The 12,382-nt window shown below is 67.7% G+C and carries 12 protein-coding genes; 7 read left to right on the forward strand and 5 right to left on the reverse strand.

Translation table 11 applies throughout. The features are described 5' to 3' along the window. Positions 1–2: 2 nt before the first annotated feature. The 4 genes from ABD05_RS09895 to ABD05_RS09910 all read right to left on the reverse strand — a co-directional run bounded on the left by ABD05_RS09895 (position 3) and on the right by ABD05_RS09910 (position 5,095). A complete protein-coding gene (locus ABD05_RS09895) occupies positions 3–1,037 on the reverse strand; it encodes an iron ABC transporter substrate-binding protein (RefSeq protein ID WP_047899964.1) in 1,035 nt (344 codons plus the stop codon). Between the two features lie 71 nt (positions 1,038–1,108). Then, positions 1,109–2,416: an iron uptake transporter deferrochelatase/peroxidase subunit gene (gene efeB, locus ABD05_RS09900; protein WP_047899965.1), complete on the reverse strand. Its 1,308-nt coding sequence runs from the start codon at positions 2,414–2,416 to the stop codon at positions 1,109–1,111. Positions 2,417–2,427: 11 nt separating this feature from the next. Further along, a complete protein-coding gene (locus ABD05_RS09905; RefSeq protein WP_047899966.1) occupies positions 2,428–3,561 on the reverse strand; it encodes a hypothetical protein in 1,134 nt (377 codons plus the stop codon). A 67-nt stretch (positions 3,562–3,628) separates the two neighbouring features. Continuing rightward, positions 3,629–5,095 carry a carbohydrate porin gene (locus ABD05_RS09910; RefSeq protein WP_047899967.1) on the reverse strand — a complete coding sequence of 489 codons (1,467 nt, stop codon included), beginning with the start codon at positions 5,093–5,095 and terminating at the stop codon, positions 3,629–3,631. Positions 5,096–5,775: 680 nt separating this feature from the next. On the opposite strand from ABD05_RS09910, the gene ABD05_RS09915 reads away from it, so the two are divergent. Both ABD05_RS09915 and groL read left to right on the forward strand, forming a co-directional pair. Next, a complete protein-coding gene (locus ABD05_RS09915; RefSeq protein ID WP_026044985.1) occupies positions 5,776–6,069 on the forward strand; it encodes a co-chaperone GroES in 294 nt (97 codons plus the stop codon). Between the two features lie 46 nt (positions 6,070–6,115). Then, positions 6,116–7,756: a chaperonin GroEL gene (groL, locus tag ABD05_RS09920; protein WP_047899968.1), complete on the forward strand. Its 1,641-nt coding sequence runs from the start codon at positions 6,116–6,118 to the stop codon at positions 7,754–7,756. A gap of 153 nt (positions 7,757–7,909) precedes the next feature. Here groL and ABD05_RS09925 read toward each other — a convergent pair whose 3' ends face one another. Continuing rightward, entirely contained in the window at positions 7,910–8,776 is an 867-nt protein-coding gene (locus ABD05_RS09925) for a hydroxymethylpyrimidine/phosphomethylpyrimidine kinase (RefSeq protein ID WP_047899969.1), read from the reverse strand. Positions 8,777–9,030: 254 nt separating this feature from the next. Between ABD05_RS09925 and ABD05_RS09930 the strand changes: the two genes are divergently transcribed. The 5 genes from ABD05_RS09930 (at position 9,031) to pyrR (ending at position 12,316) form a co-directional block, all read left to right on the forward strand. Next, positions 9,031–9,201, forward strand: a complete 171-nt coding sequence (locus tag ABD05_RS09930; RefSeq protein WP_004186709.1) for a rubredoxin — start codon at positions 9,031–9,033, stop codon at positions 9,199–9,201. A 104-nt stretch (positions 9,202–9,305) separates the two neighbouring features. Next, a complete protein-coding gene (locus ABD05_RS09935) occupies positions 9,306–10,607 on the forward strand; it encodes a FimL-related protein (protein ID WP_047899970.1) in 1,302 nt (433 codons plus the stop codon). Positions 10,608–10,789: 182 nt separating this feature from the next. After that, positions 10,790–11,368 carry a YqgE/AlgH family protein gene (locus tag ABD05_RS09940; protein WP_006491354.1) on the forward strand — a complete coding sequence of 193 codons (579 nt, stop codon included), beginning with the start codon at positions 10,790–10,792 and terminating at the stop codon, positions 11,366–11,368. After that, positions 11,365–11,814 (forward strand): Holliday junction resolvase RuvX, encoded by a 450-nt coding sequence (ruvX, locus tag ABD05_RS09945; RefSeq protein ID WP_027788201.1) that lies wholly within the window; start codon positions 11,365–11,367, stop codon positions 11,812–11,814. The genes ABD05_RS09940 and ruvX overlap by 4 nt, the downstream gene beginning before the upstream one ends. Then, positions 11,801–12,316 (forward strand): bifunctional pyr operon transcriptional regulator/uracil phosphoribosyltransferase PyrR, encoded by a 516-nt coding sequence (gene pyrR, locus ABD05_RS09950; RefSeq protein WP_047899971.1) that lies wholly within the window; start codon positions 11,801–11,803, stop codon positions 12,314–12,316. Before ruvX ends, pyrR begins: the two co-directional genes overlap by 14 nt. Positions 12,317–12,382: the final 66 nt, after the last annotated feature.

Consider the following 12,382-nt stretch of genomic DNA (forward strand, 5'->3'; position numbering starts at 1 on the left):
GCTCAGAGCAGGCCGGCCTGGCGCAGCAGCTTGCCGGCCTGGCTATCGTCGCCGAGCTGTTCGAACGTCAGCGCCGGCGGGCTCAGTTCGCTGAACGGCTTCAGGATCGGGTCGGGTGCGACGCCCGGGTGCAGCGGATACTCGAAGCTGATGTGGCCGCCCGCCATCAGCTTCTGCGCGCGCTCGCTGACGAGATACTCGACGAACTTCTGCGCGTCGGCCTGGTGCTTCGACGCCTTCAGCACCGCGGCGCCGGACACGTTGACGGCCGCGCCGACGTCGTGATTGCCGAAGTGATGGATCGCGCTCTTGGTCGACTTGTCGCCGAGCTCGGCGTGCAGGCGGTCCCAGTAGTAGTTGTTGACGATGCCGGTCAGTACGCCGCCGCGGTTGACGGCCGCCGTCACGCCTTCGTCGTCGTCGAAGATCTGCGCATTGGTCTTCAGGCCTTTAAGCCATTGCAGCGTCGCGGCCTCGCCGTGCAGCGCGAGCACCGCGCTCACGAGCGGCAGGAAGTCCGCATCGCTCGGCGCGACGCCGACCTTGCCTTTCCATTCGGGCTTCGCGAGATCGAGCAGCGATGCGGGCAGTTGCTGCGGCTGGAGCTTCGCGGTGTTGTAGATGAGCACGTTCTCGCGCGCGAGCACACCGACCCAGTTGCCGTCGGCCGGGTTGAAGCGCGCGGGCACCGCCTGCAGCGCGGCGCCGTCGGTCTTCGCGAGCAGGCCCTTGCGGTCGAGCAGCACGAGCTCGGGCGAGTTCTCGGTGAAGTACACGTCGGCCGGCGTGCGGTCGCCTTCCGCGACGAGCTGCGCGGCGAGCGCCGGGCCTTCGCCCGAGCGCACCTTCACGGTGATGCCGCTCTGCGCTTCGAAGTCCTTGACGAGCTGGTTGACGACCTGCTCGTGCTGCGCGTTGTACAGCGTGAGCGTCGCGGCATGCGCGCGCGTGACATGCAGCGCGCCGGTCAGCATGAGCGCGGCGGCGGCCGCGGAGATCAGGTGCCGCAGCGGGCGGCTAACGGGTGAGGTGTTCATGTCGTCGTCGTGGGTTGCATCCGGACGGGCCGGGAAAAGGGTGCGTCGTGTGCCGTCGTGCCGATGCGTCGTTACGCTTCGAACAGCGCGGCGCCGATGTACGAACCGGGTTGCGCGCCCGGCGGGCACGCGAAGATCGCGCTGCCGACGTGCGTGGTGAACTGGTTCATGATGTCCAGCTTCGCGAGCTTCTCGTTGATCGGGATGAAGCCCTTGCGCGGGTCGCGCTGGTGCGCGACGAACATCAGCCCCGCGTCGTACTCGGTCTGCTGGCGCCACGGCGGCCAGCGCTCGATGTAGAAGTTCGCGCTGTCGTTGTACGAATACGCGCGGCGCAGGATCTGCGCGCCGTTGTTGAGCTGCGGCGACGCGAGACGCGCGTGCGCGTTGTCGGGGATCACCGAATTGCCGTCCTTGTCGACCGCGTCGAGGTCGAGCGCTTCGAACTCCTGCTTGCCGCCGAGCGGCGCGCCGCTGTACTTCTTGCGGCCGAACACCTGCTCCTGGAAACCGAGCTCGGTGTTGTCCCAGTGTTCGAGCGTGATGCGGATGCGGCGCACGACCGTATAGGTGCCGCCGTTCATCCACGCCGGGCCTTCGCTGCCGGCCCACACGAATTCGTTCATCGCGGCCGGGTCGTCGCGCGACGGGTTCATCGTGCCGTCCTTGAAGCCCATCAGGTTGCGCGGCGTCTCGCCCGGCTTGCCGGACGTGAAGCCGGCCTGGCCCCAGCGCATCTGCACGGCCTTGCCGCCGAGACGCACGAGCTGGCGCACCGCATGGAACGCGACCTGCGCGTCGTTCGCGCATGCCTGGATGAACAGGTCGCCGCCCGTCTTCTCCGGAATCAGCTGGTCGCCGTTGAAGCGCGGCAGGTCGACGAGCGCGGCCGGGCGCCGCTTCGCGAGGCCGTAGCGGTCCTTGCCCGCGACCGCGAACAGACCGGGCCCGAAGCCGAACGTGATCGTGAGCCGCGACGCGCCGATGCCGAGCGCGTCGCCCGAGTCGGCCGGCACCGCGTCGTCGCCGCCGGTCGTCGGCAACGGCTGCGCGGTGTCGCCGCGGGCCATGCGCGCGGCCGCGTCGGTCCATGTCTTAAGCAGCGCGATCACGTCCGCGCGTTTGTCGGTCGCGAGGTCGAGCGCCGCGAAATACGCGTTGCGCTGCTGCGGCGTCACGATGCCGCTTTGGTGCTTGCCGTAGAACGGCTCGAGGTCGTCGTCGTGCGCGTGTGTATCCGCGGCGGCCGGGCTGGCGGCATCGGCCGCGCGCGCGGCCGGCATCGTGCCCGCTGCGAGGCCCGCGGCCACCGCCGCGCCGCCGGCCTTCAGGAAGCCGCGGCGCGCGGGGCGCGACGGCGGGTTCAGATCGTCTGCCATGGTCGGCTCCGTTACTTCGCGAGCATCAGCGTGTTGACGTCGTCCTGGACGTAATAGAAACCGTCACCCTCGGGCGTCATCGCGATCCCGAACAGGTCGCCGTTGCCCGGCGGTGATTGCGCCTTGTCGGTGTCGATCCAGCGTGCATAGAGCTGCTTGCCGGCGGCCGGATCGATCTCGACGACCTGGCCGTTCAGCGCATTGGTCGCGAGCAGGTGGCCGTTCGGCGCGGTCGCGAGCGCGAGCGGGCGGCGCAGGAAGCCGTCGGCCGTGACCTGGCGGCCCACGCCCGCGCTCGTGTCGCGCGTGAGCGGATCGTCGATCTCGACGATCCGGTTGCCGATCGCGTCCGACACGTACAGCTTCTTCTGGTCGCCCGACAGCGCGAGGCCGGTCGGGCCGACGAGGAACACGCCCTTGTCGGCCTGCGCGCCGAGGCCGCTCGCGACGACCGTTTCCTGCTTGATGACGGGCGGCTTGCCGGCCGGCACGTCGACGTCGAGGCGCAGCACGGTCGCCTGCTTGTAGACGGGCGGGTTGCCGTCCGCGCCGCCGACGCCGAAGCCGGCCATGCTGACGAACAGCGTCGCGCTGTCGCCGCGGTCGACCACGGCCATGTTGCCCCACGGGTCGTTGATGTTCGGGCTCGACCACGTCGATGCGATCTTGCCTTGCGGATCGAGCACGATCAGGCAGCCGGCGCCCTTCGTCGACGTCGTGCCGTCGTTGCTCGGCGTGCTGCCGACGATCACCCAGCCCGACTTCAGCATCGTCATCGCGGTCGACAGGCCGACGCCGCCGGGGCACGCCTTCAGGTCGCGCGGAATCGACGCGAACAGGCTCATCTGCTTCGTCGACGGCCGGTAGTTGACGATCGTGCTGCCGGTGCCCTGCAGGTTCGCCGCGTTGTTGAAGTTGTCGACGAGCACGTCGCCGGCCTGGATCGTGCCGGCCGACACCGGCGCGACCGCGATCGCGTACGGGTTCTGGTCGCCGTTGTCGGGCACCGTGTTGACGAGCAGCGTATGGCGATGCAGCGTCTCGAGGAAGCCTTGCGGCTCGGCGAACGCGCCGGCGGCGGCCGTCAGCGCGGCGGCGGCCAGTGCGCCCGTCGCGAGGCGGCGAAGCGGGGCGGATTGAATCATCGGGGTCTCTCCTGGGGGACGCGCCGCCGCAGCGGCGCGCGAAAAACGGGGTGCGTGTGCGCGGCGCTCAGAACGTGATCGTCGTGCGCGCACCGAGCACGAACGTGTTGCGCAGCGGCTGGGTCGCGTCGCTCGGGTTCTGGCCCGCGCCGGCGTTGAAGGTGTACTGCGCGTCGGCCGCGATCACCCACCACGGGTTGACCTGGTACTGGTAGGTCGCCTCGACGGTCGTCTCGCGGGTGCGCACGCCGTACGGGCCGGTCGCGAACGACCGCGCGGCCCGGTCGAGGTCGGTCACGTGGCTGCCGACCTGGATGTACGTGACGGCGAGGCCGACGCTGTCGTTGTCGCGGCCTTCGAACGGCGCCTTCAGCACGATGCCGGCGTTGGCCGCGAGGCTGACGAGGTTGCGGTCGCCCGGCGCGCCCATCACGCGCGCGAACACGCCGAGGCTCCTCGGGCCGGTCGGGTCGGGGCGCCAGATCATCTGGTCGGCCACCGCGTAGAAGCTGTAGTCGCCGTGATGCTGCTGTGCGCTGCCGTTCGACGCGGGATCCGAGAGCGACAGCCCGTCGGTGCCGACGCTCTGGTCCGCGAAGCGGCCGTTGTGATACCAGACGCCGATCTTGTAGGTGCCCGGCAGCCCGTTCGAGCGGCCGGTGTCCATTTCGCCGTCTGACGGCTGGTTCAGCGCGTACTGCAGTTCGCCGATGTAGAGCGCGCCGTTGTGCAGGTTGAAGTTCGTGCCGCGCAGGTTGTTCGGGTTGTTGCCGAGCGGATCGCCGTCGAACACGCCCGCGAGCGCGGTGAGCTTCGGCGTGATCTGTGCGCGCACGCGCACGCCGAGGCCGGCGAGCGGATAGGCGGGGCCGCCATTGGGCAGGTCGTACGACGGCAGCGCGGGCCAGCCGAACATCGTGTTGACGAACGTGTTCGCATACGTGCTGACCATGAATTCCTGGTCCAGGCTCTGCTGGCCGATCTTCACGTCGACGCGCTTGTCGAGGAACGACTGCTGGTACCACAGCTCCCACAGGCGCGTCGTGCCCTGCGCCTCGATGCCGCTCGCAGTGTTGAGCGTGCCGAGATTCCTCGCGCTCAGGTTGGTGCCGTGAATCTGCAGCGCGCTGACGTTGAACGTGCCGCCGGGCAGGCCGATCGCCTTCTGCGTATCGACCGTCAGCGTCGCCGTCGTCAGCCCGTCGTACGCGCCCCCGCGGTTCAGGCCGCCGCGCAGGTTCGCGAGGTATTCGCTGGTTTCGGTGATCTGCAGCGTCGCGCCGTACTTGCCGAGCCACGGGCGGATGCCGCCCATGTCGCCGAGCAGGCTCTGGCGCGTCCAGATGCCGGTCCACATGTTGGTCGGCTTCGCCTGGATCGCGAGGTCGGCCTCGGGCGCTTCGGGCTGCGCGTCGACCGGCGTGGCGGCGAACGTGGCGCCGCTCGCGAACGATGCGCAGGCGAGGACGGCCGCAAAGGCGGCGGGGCGCATCCGGGCGCGGATGCGGTCTCCGTGGAACGACACGAACTTCATATCAAACCCCTGGTTTTCTTTAATCTGGAGTCCTGCTTTTAAGGCGCTATCCGAACGCTCGGCGCCGATTGGCCAGGGCACGAAGATGAACGCAACGCGGCGCATCGTAGGAGCGTCGAATGAGAAAGTCAATGTAAACGAGAATGATTCGCATCTAGATTACTGAATGTAATGGGAGGGCTTACGGATGGGGTTCGATGCGTGTTTGGCGCCGAAGTAAATCGTAAATATCGACGTAATGAAATTGAATGGTTCGATGCGGATCGATGCATCGACGGGAAGGGCGCGCAGGGGCGTCCAGCTTGCGCGAAGGCGGTGTCGCGGCGTGCCGGATCGCCGCCGGCGCAGGTTTTTTGATGCGATGCCGCCGGCCTCAGGAACTCCGTGCTTACCCGGTGTCCAAACGGGGCTGGATGAGATTCGCGGGCCGCTCGGGCCCGCCGGTCGGGCCGGGTAGTGTTCGTCAGGGTTTTGTTTTGAAAGGAGTTTTTGTTGTTTTCGTACGCTTTTCCCGCTGCCGCGCCGCGTTGAAAATTCGTCCGGATTCCCTTCTTGAATTTGTCAAAACCCGTCCATATAATTAGCACTCGCTGCACGAGAGTGCTAACAATTCTCTGCCGGGCGATTTGCCGGGCAGATTCCCTAAGCGTTCTTCAATCTCAGTCAAGAGAGGAGTGAATATGAACCTTCGTCCTTTGCACGATCGCGTGATCGTCAAGCGTCTGGATCAGGAAACCAAGACCGCCTCGGGCATCGTCATCCCCGAAGCCGCTGCTGAAAAGCCGGATCAAGGCGAGATCCTCGCGGTCGGCCCGGGCAAGCGTGACGACAAGGGTGCACCGATCGCGCTCGACGTGAAGGTCGGCGATCGCGTCCTGTTCGGCAAGTACGCAGGCCAGACCGTGAAGGTCGACGGCCAGGAACTGCTGGTCATGCGCGAAGAAGACATCATGGCCGTGGTCAACGCTAACTAAGCGTCCACCGACGGTACATATTCCCAAGAATTCAAGGAGTTAGAAGATGGCAGCTAAAGACGTCGTATTCGGCGATTCCGCCCGTTCGAAGATGGTCGAAGGCGTGAACATTCTCGCCAACGCAGTCAAGGTCACGCTGGGTCCGAAGGGCCGCAACGTCGTGCTCGAGCGCAGCTTCGGCGGCCCGACGGTCACCAAGGACGGTGTGTCGGTCGCGAAGGAAATCGAGCTGAAGGACAAGCTCCAGAACATGGGCGCGCAAATGGTCAAGGAAGTCGCTTCCAAGACCAGCGACAACGCAGGCGACGGCACGACGACGGCAACCGTCCTCGCGCAATCGATCGTTCGCGAAGGCATGAAGTACGTCGCATCGGGCATGAACCCGATGGACCTGAAGCGCGGCATCGACAAGGCAGTCGCAGCGGCTGTCGAAGAGCTGAAGAAGATCAGCAAGCCGTGCACGACGAACAAGGAAATCGCACAGGTCGGCTCGATCTCGGCGAACAGCGATTCGTCGATCGGCGATCGCATCGCTGAAGCGATGGACAAGGTCGGCAAGGAAGGCGTGATCACCGTCGAAGACGGCAAGTCGCTGGCCGACGAACTCGACGTCGTCGAAGGCATGCAATTCGACCGCGGCTACCTGTCGCCGTACTTCATCAACAACCCGGACAAGCAAGTCGCCGTCCTCGACAACCCGTTCGTGCTGCTGCACGACAAGAAGGTGTCGAACATCCGTGATCTGCTGCCGGTGCTCGAGCAAGTCGCGAAGGCTGGCCGTCCGCTGCTGATCATCGCTGAAGACGTCGAAGGCGAAGCGCTCGCAACGCTGGTCGTCAACAACATCCGCGGCATCCTGAAGACCGTTGCGGTCAAGGCACCGGGCTTCGGCGATCGTCGCAAGGCGATGCTGGAAGACATCGCGATCCTGACCGGCGGTCAGGTCGTCGCGGAAGAAACCGGCCTGACGCTCGAGAAGGCAACGCTGGCAGAACTGGGCCAGGCGAAGCGCATCGAAGTGGGCAAGGAAAACACGACGATCATCGACGGCGCAGGCGAAGCCGTGAACATCGAAGCACGCGTGAAGCAAGTGCGCGCGCAAATCGAGGAAGCGACGTCGGACTACGACCGTGAAAAGCTGCAAGAGCGCGTGGCCAAGCTGGCCGGCGGCGTGGCAGTGATCAAGGTCGGTGCTGCGACCGAAGTCGAAATGAAGGAAAAGAAGGCACGTGTCGAAGACGCACTGCACGCAACGCGCGCGGCTGTGGAAGAAGGCATCGTGGCAGGCGGCGGCGTTGCGCTGATCCGCGCTCGCACCGCGATCGCAGGCCTGACCGGCCTGAACGCCGACCAGAACGCCGGCATCAAGATCGTGCTGCGCGCGATGGAAGAGCCGCTGCGCCAGATCGTCACGAACGGCGGCGAAGAAGCCAGCGTCGTGGTGGCGGCAGTTGCTGCAGGCAACGGCAACTACGGCTACAACGCAGCGACGGGCGAGTACGTCGACATGGTCGAAGCCGGCGTCGTCGACCCGACCAAGGTCACGCGCACCGCACTGCAGAACGCAGCTTCGGTTGCAGGCCTGCTGCTGACGACGGACGCAGCCGTTGCAGAACTGCCGAAGGAAGATGCACCGATGGCTGGCGGCATGCCGGGCGGCATGGGCGGCATGGGCATGGACATGTAATCGACTTCGGTCGATGGTGTCCGGAACGCGCAGCGATGCGCGTTCCAGCCAAAAGAAAAGACCCGCAGCGATGCGGGTCTTTTTTTATTTGCGCGCCGGATTCGATGCGCGCACTGGCCGGCGTTTACACCTGCCGCCGCAGCGCGCGTTTTTTCAATGCCGGTGCGACGTCCTGGGCACCGGTTCGACCTTCGTGGCCGGCGGCGTGTCCGCGTCCTCGTTGCTGCGCGCCCAGAAGAACCGGTCGGGCAGGTACGCGCCCATGCCGGGCCGGAACGCGTCGCGCACGGCCTGGTACAGGTACTCCTGCGCCTCGCGGACTGCCTCGGGCGGCTCCTGGCCGTTCGCGAGCAGCGCCGCGATGGCCGCGCCGAGCGTGTCGGTGATACCCATCAGCCGGTGCGGCGAGCGATCCCACATGTCCTCGCGGAGTTGGCCCTCCTCGCCGTACAGCGTGTTGACGAGCCGGTGCGAGCCCATTTCGGACGACAGGATGTACTCGCAACCCTGCGACAGCAGGTGTGACACGGCCGCGTCGAGATTCGGCGCCTCGGCATCGCCGTCCGGCTGCGCGAGCGCGATCAGCGTCGCGTAGTCGGCGACCAGCAGCGTGGTTTGCGGCGCCAGCAGGTCGGCGATCGACTCGCGCAGGTCGTCGGCCGCGAGCACGTGCTCGTCGTCGAGCGTGAAGTCCGGTGCAAGCACGAGCGGCACGCCGTCGTAGTCGGCGACGACCTCGGCGATCGCGCTGACCACTTCCGCGCGCGTCGCCGCACCGATCTTGAACGCGGCGACTGGCATGTCCTCGAGCAGCATGCGCGCCTGAGCGGCGACGACGTCGGGATCGAGGCCGGTCACTTCGTCGCAGGCGGCCGAGTCGCGCACGGTGTAGCCCGTCAGGACGGACACGCCGTGACAGCCCATGCTCGCCAAGGTCATCAGATCGGCTTGGATGCCGGAGCCGCCGGTGGGATCGGACAGGCCGAAGGTGAGGACGATCGGAGGGGCGTTGCTGGACATGTAAAAATGGGGCAAGAGAAAAACGGGAAAGCGACGGAGATGCGGACGGCGAGGCGAAATGGGCTTTTTCGGCCCTGTGTTGCCCGGCAGGCCGCACTTTTCAGCCATTATGCGGCGGAATCCGGCCCGCACCACGGATTTTTTAGCGCAGCGCAACGTAGTCGCCGTACTCGATCGCGATTGCTAGGCAGTCCGGCCCCGACACGGTACCATCATGGCTCCCGAATTTACCGACTTTCCCGACGCGGCTTAAGATGGAATACAAGAGCTGGATGTGCCTGATTTGTGGCTGGATTTACGACGAAGAAGCCGGGCTGCCGGAAGAGGGCATTGCCCCGGGCACGCGCTGGGAAGACGTCCCGATCAACTGGACGTGCCCCGAATGCGGTGCCCGCAAGGAAGACTTCGAGATGGTCCAGATCTGACCGGACCTTCGGCCCACGGACACCCCGCTCCGGCCTCGCATCGGCCCGGCGCTTGCGCGCCGAGGTTCGCGCGAGCGGCTTGACGATGACAGGCGCGCGTGTCCATGACGTCCAATCCGGCGAACGTTCCCCTCCCTGACGCACTGCCCAACCCGCGCGGCGGGGCCGTGCGCGCGGCCGACGCTTGGCTTGCGGCGGCCGCCGACGCATTCGAGCGGCGCGACGACGCGGCCGCGCCGCTGTCCGCGGCTGCGGCTGTGCTGGCGGAAGCCGGCTGGCTGCCGGCCGCGCGTTTCGCCGGGCAACTGTCGGTCGCCGTGCCGCTCGTCGTAGCCGAGCCGACTTCGGCCGGCTGGTGTGCCGCGCTGCGCGATTTCCGCGCGGCCGTCGGCCGCCACAACCTGCGCGAGCTCGCCTGTTCGCCCGTTCTCTTCGATCATTTCCGTGCATTGCGAGCGCAAAGTGCCGCCGACCTGCGCGCGAGCACGCCGCTCGACGCGCTCGCGCTCGTCGGCCGCGCGGTGCCGCCGGCCACGCTGCGCGTGCTGCCCGACGCGTTCGCGACCCGGGTGCGGGCCCGCTACGAGCAGGCGCTGCTCGGCGTGCTGCGTGCGCAGCACGGCGCGCCCGGCGCGGCGCTCGACGAACTCGATGCGATGCAGGCCGCGCTGGCCGATGATGGCCCGTACGATTTCTGGCGGCTCGCGGCCGCGTGCCTGCGCGCGCTGCGCGCGACCGGCGCGCCCGAACTGAAGGGCTTTCTCGCGCGGACGAACCTGCTGCTCGGCGAGCAGGCGCAGGGCCGGCGCAGCGCGCCGCCCGAGCTCGTGCGCGAGACGGTCGCGCTGCTGTGGCGCGATTTCGCGCTGTTCGGCGCCGCGGCCGAGGACGTCGCGCTCGTCGACGTGCTGCACGACTACGGGCTGACGGTCGACTGGCACGTTGCCGGCACGCCCGCGTCCGAAGCGCTGTGGGAGGCCGATGCCGCGCGGGCCGAGCACGACGCGGTCGCCGTCGCGCCGACCCGCACGCTCGGCGTCGTGACCGTCAATGCGCATGCGTATGAGGATTTCCTGCAGACCGCCGATGCGTCGATGGCCGACCTCGCGGCCGATCCGGCCGTGGCCGACGCGGGTGCCGCGTGGCACGCGTCCGGTGCCGCCTACCGGGTCGGTACGGCCGCGTGTGCGCTCGGGCTCGGCCACGCGGCGCTGCTGGCCGACACGCTCGGCCTCGCGTGGCGCCGTGCCGCGCACGGCGTACCGCTCGCTGACGGCGGCCTCGACGCGCACGGTCACGCGTCCGACATGTTGCGCGCGGCGCTGCTGAAGATCGCGGCCGGCGTGGCGCCGCCGGACCTGACCGCGGCGTCCGAAGCGCTCGGCGCGGCGCTTGGCCGGACCTGACGAAGAAGGGGACGGACACGCGGTGGCGACCCTTGTCGCACGGGCCCGCAACACGCTGCCGACAGTGCCCGCGCGCGTGTTAGAGTGCCGTGTGATCCGCGCGCGCCGTTGCCAGCGTAGCGCGGCGTTGCTTGTTGATCGCGGCCCGGTCAGGCCGCGGCGTCTTTGCTAAAATTCAAACCATGTCAAAGCCTTCCGATCGCATCAACCTCACCAACCAGTTCCTGATCGCCATGCCGAACATGGCCGATCCGACGTTCTCGGGAACGGTGGTCTACCTTTGCGATCACAGCGAGCGCGGTGCGCTCGGCCTCGTCATCAATCGTCCCACCGACATCGACCTCGAATCGCTGTTCAACCGCATCGACCTGAAGCTCGACATCGAGCCGCTGCTGCACATCCCCGTGTACTTCGGCGGCCCGGTCCAGACCGAGCGCGGTTTCGTGCTGCACGAGCCGGTCGAGGGCGCGAGCTACAACTCGTCGATGTCCGTCGACGGCGGGCTGGAGATGACGACGTCGAAGGACGTGCTCGAGGCGGTCGCGACGGGCACCGGCCCGAAGCGCTTCCTGCTGACGCTCGGCCATGCGGGCTGGGGCGCAGGACAGCTCGAGGAAGAAATTTCCCGCAACGGCTGGCTGACGGTCGCCGCCGATCCGCGCATCGTGTTCGACACGCCGGCCGAGGAGCGCTTCGAAGCCGCACTGGGTCTGCTCGGCGTCAGCTCGTCGATGCTCTCCGGCGAAGCAGGGCACGCATGAGTGGCGCGAGCGCGCGCGATGCGACGCTCCTGGCGTTCGACTACGGCGAAAAGCGAATCGGGGTCGCGATCGGCAATGCGCTGACGCGCTCGGCCCGCGCGCTCGTCGTGATCCAGAACCTGAACCGCGAACACCGCTTCAAGGCGGTCGGCGACCTGCTGGCCGAATGGCGGCCGGACGCGCTCGTCGTCGGCCTGCCGATGCATCCGGACGGCACGCCGCACGACATGACGCAGCAGGCGAAGCGCTTCGGCAACCAGCTGAACGGCCGCTTCGGGCTGCCCGTCACGTGGGTCGACGAGCGCTATTCGTCGGTCGAGGCCGAGGCCGGGCTGCGCGAGCGCAACGTGCGCGGCCGCGCACGCGCCGAGATGCTCGATGCCGAGGCCGCGCGCGTCATCCTTCAACAGTATCTCGATCAATTGTCCGACCATGAGCACCATTGACGCCGACGCGCTTTACCGCGTCCTGCTCGACCAGATCCGCGCCGCGTACGGTACGGCCTTCGCCGAACCGGGCGGCCCGCGGCTCGCCGGCATCTACAGCGGCGGCGCATGGCTCGCCGAGCGCCTCGCGCGCGATCTCGGCGCGCCGGCGTTCGGCGTCGTGAACGTCGCGCTGCATCGCGACGACTACGCGAAAAAGGGGCTGCACAGCCAGGCCAGCCCGACGTCGCTGCCGTTCGATGTCGACGGCGCGCGCATCGTGCTCGTCGACGACGTGCTGTACACCGGGCGCACCGTGCGCGCGGCGCTCAACGAGCTGTTCGACTATGGCCGCCCGGCCGCGGTCGAGCTCGCGGTGCTCGCCGATCGCGGCGGCCGCGAACTGCCGGTCGACGCGCGCTTCGCGGGCGGCGCGCTCGACGTGCCGGCCGGCGCGACGCTCGTGCTCGCGCGCGACGATGCCGCGCAGTTCACGCTGCGCATCGAGCCGCACGGCGCCTGAACGACACGCGAAACCGTATCCCGGGCCGCTGGTTTGCTCCGCGGCCCGTTTGCATAGTTGGAATCA

The sequence above is a fragment of the Burkholderia pyrrocinia genome (assembly GCF_001028665.1).
In the GTDB taxonomy this organism is placed as follows: domain Bacteria; phylum Pseudomonadota; class Gammaproteobacteria; order Burkholderiales; family Burkholderiaceae; genus Burkholderia; species Burkholderia pyrrocinia.

What these genes read in the sequence shown, in the direction of transcription:
- ruvX (WP_027788201.1), top strand. Translation starts at nt 11,365, where the DNA reads ATGAGTGGCGCGAGCGCGCGCGATGCGACGCTCCTGGCGTTCGACTAC.
- ABD05_RS09935 (WP_047899970.1), top strand. Translation starts at nt 9,306, where the DNA reads ATGACGTCCAATCCGGCGAACGTTCCCCTCCCTGACGCACTGCCCAAC.
- ABD05_RS09930 (WP_004186709.1), top strand. Translation starts at nt 9,031, where the DNA reads ATGGAATACAAGAGCTGGATGTGCCTGATTTGTGGCTGGATTTACGAC.
- ABD05_RS09905 (WP_047899966.1), bottom strand. Translation starts at nt 3,561, where the DNA reads ATGATTCAATCCGCCCCGCTTCGCCGCCTCGCGACGGGCGCACTGGCC.
- ABD05_RS09925 (WP_047899969.1), bottom strand. Translation starts at nt 8,776, where the DNA reads ATGTCCAGCAACGCCCCTCCGATCGTCCTCACCTTCGGCCTGTCCGAT.
- ABD05_RS09895 (WP_047899964.1), bottom strand. Translation starts at nt 1,037, where the DNA reads ATGAACACCTCACCCGTTAGCCGCCCGCTGCGGCACCTGATCTCCGCG.
- efeB (WP_047899965.1), bottom strand. Translation starts at nt 2,416, where the DNA reads ATGGCAGACGATCTGAACCCGCCGTCGCGCCCCGCGCGCCGCGGCTTC.
- ABD05_RS09940 (WP_006491354.1), top strand. Translation starts at nt 10,790, where the DNA reads ATGTCAAAGCCTTCCGATCGCATCAACCTCACCAACCAGTTCCTGATC.
- ABD05_RS09915 (WP_026044985.1), top strand. Translation starts at nt 5,776, where the DNA reads ATGAACCTTCGTCCTTTGCACGATCGCGTGATCGTCAAGCGTCTGGAT.
- pyrR (WP_047899971.1), top strand. Translation starts at nt 11,801, where the DNA reads ATGAGCACCATTGACGCCGACGCGCTTTACCGCGTCCTGCTCGACCAG.
- groL (WP_047899968.1), top strand. Translation starts at nt 6,116, where the DNA reads ATGGCAGCTAAAGACGTCGTATTCGGCGATTCCGCCCGTTCGAAGATG.
- ABD05_RS09910 (WP_047899967.1), bottom strand. Translation starts at nt 5,095, where the DNA reads ATGAAGTTCGTGTCGTTCCACGGAGACCGCATCCGCGCCCGGATGCGC.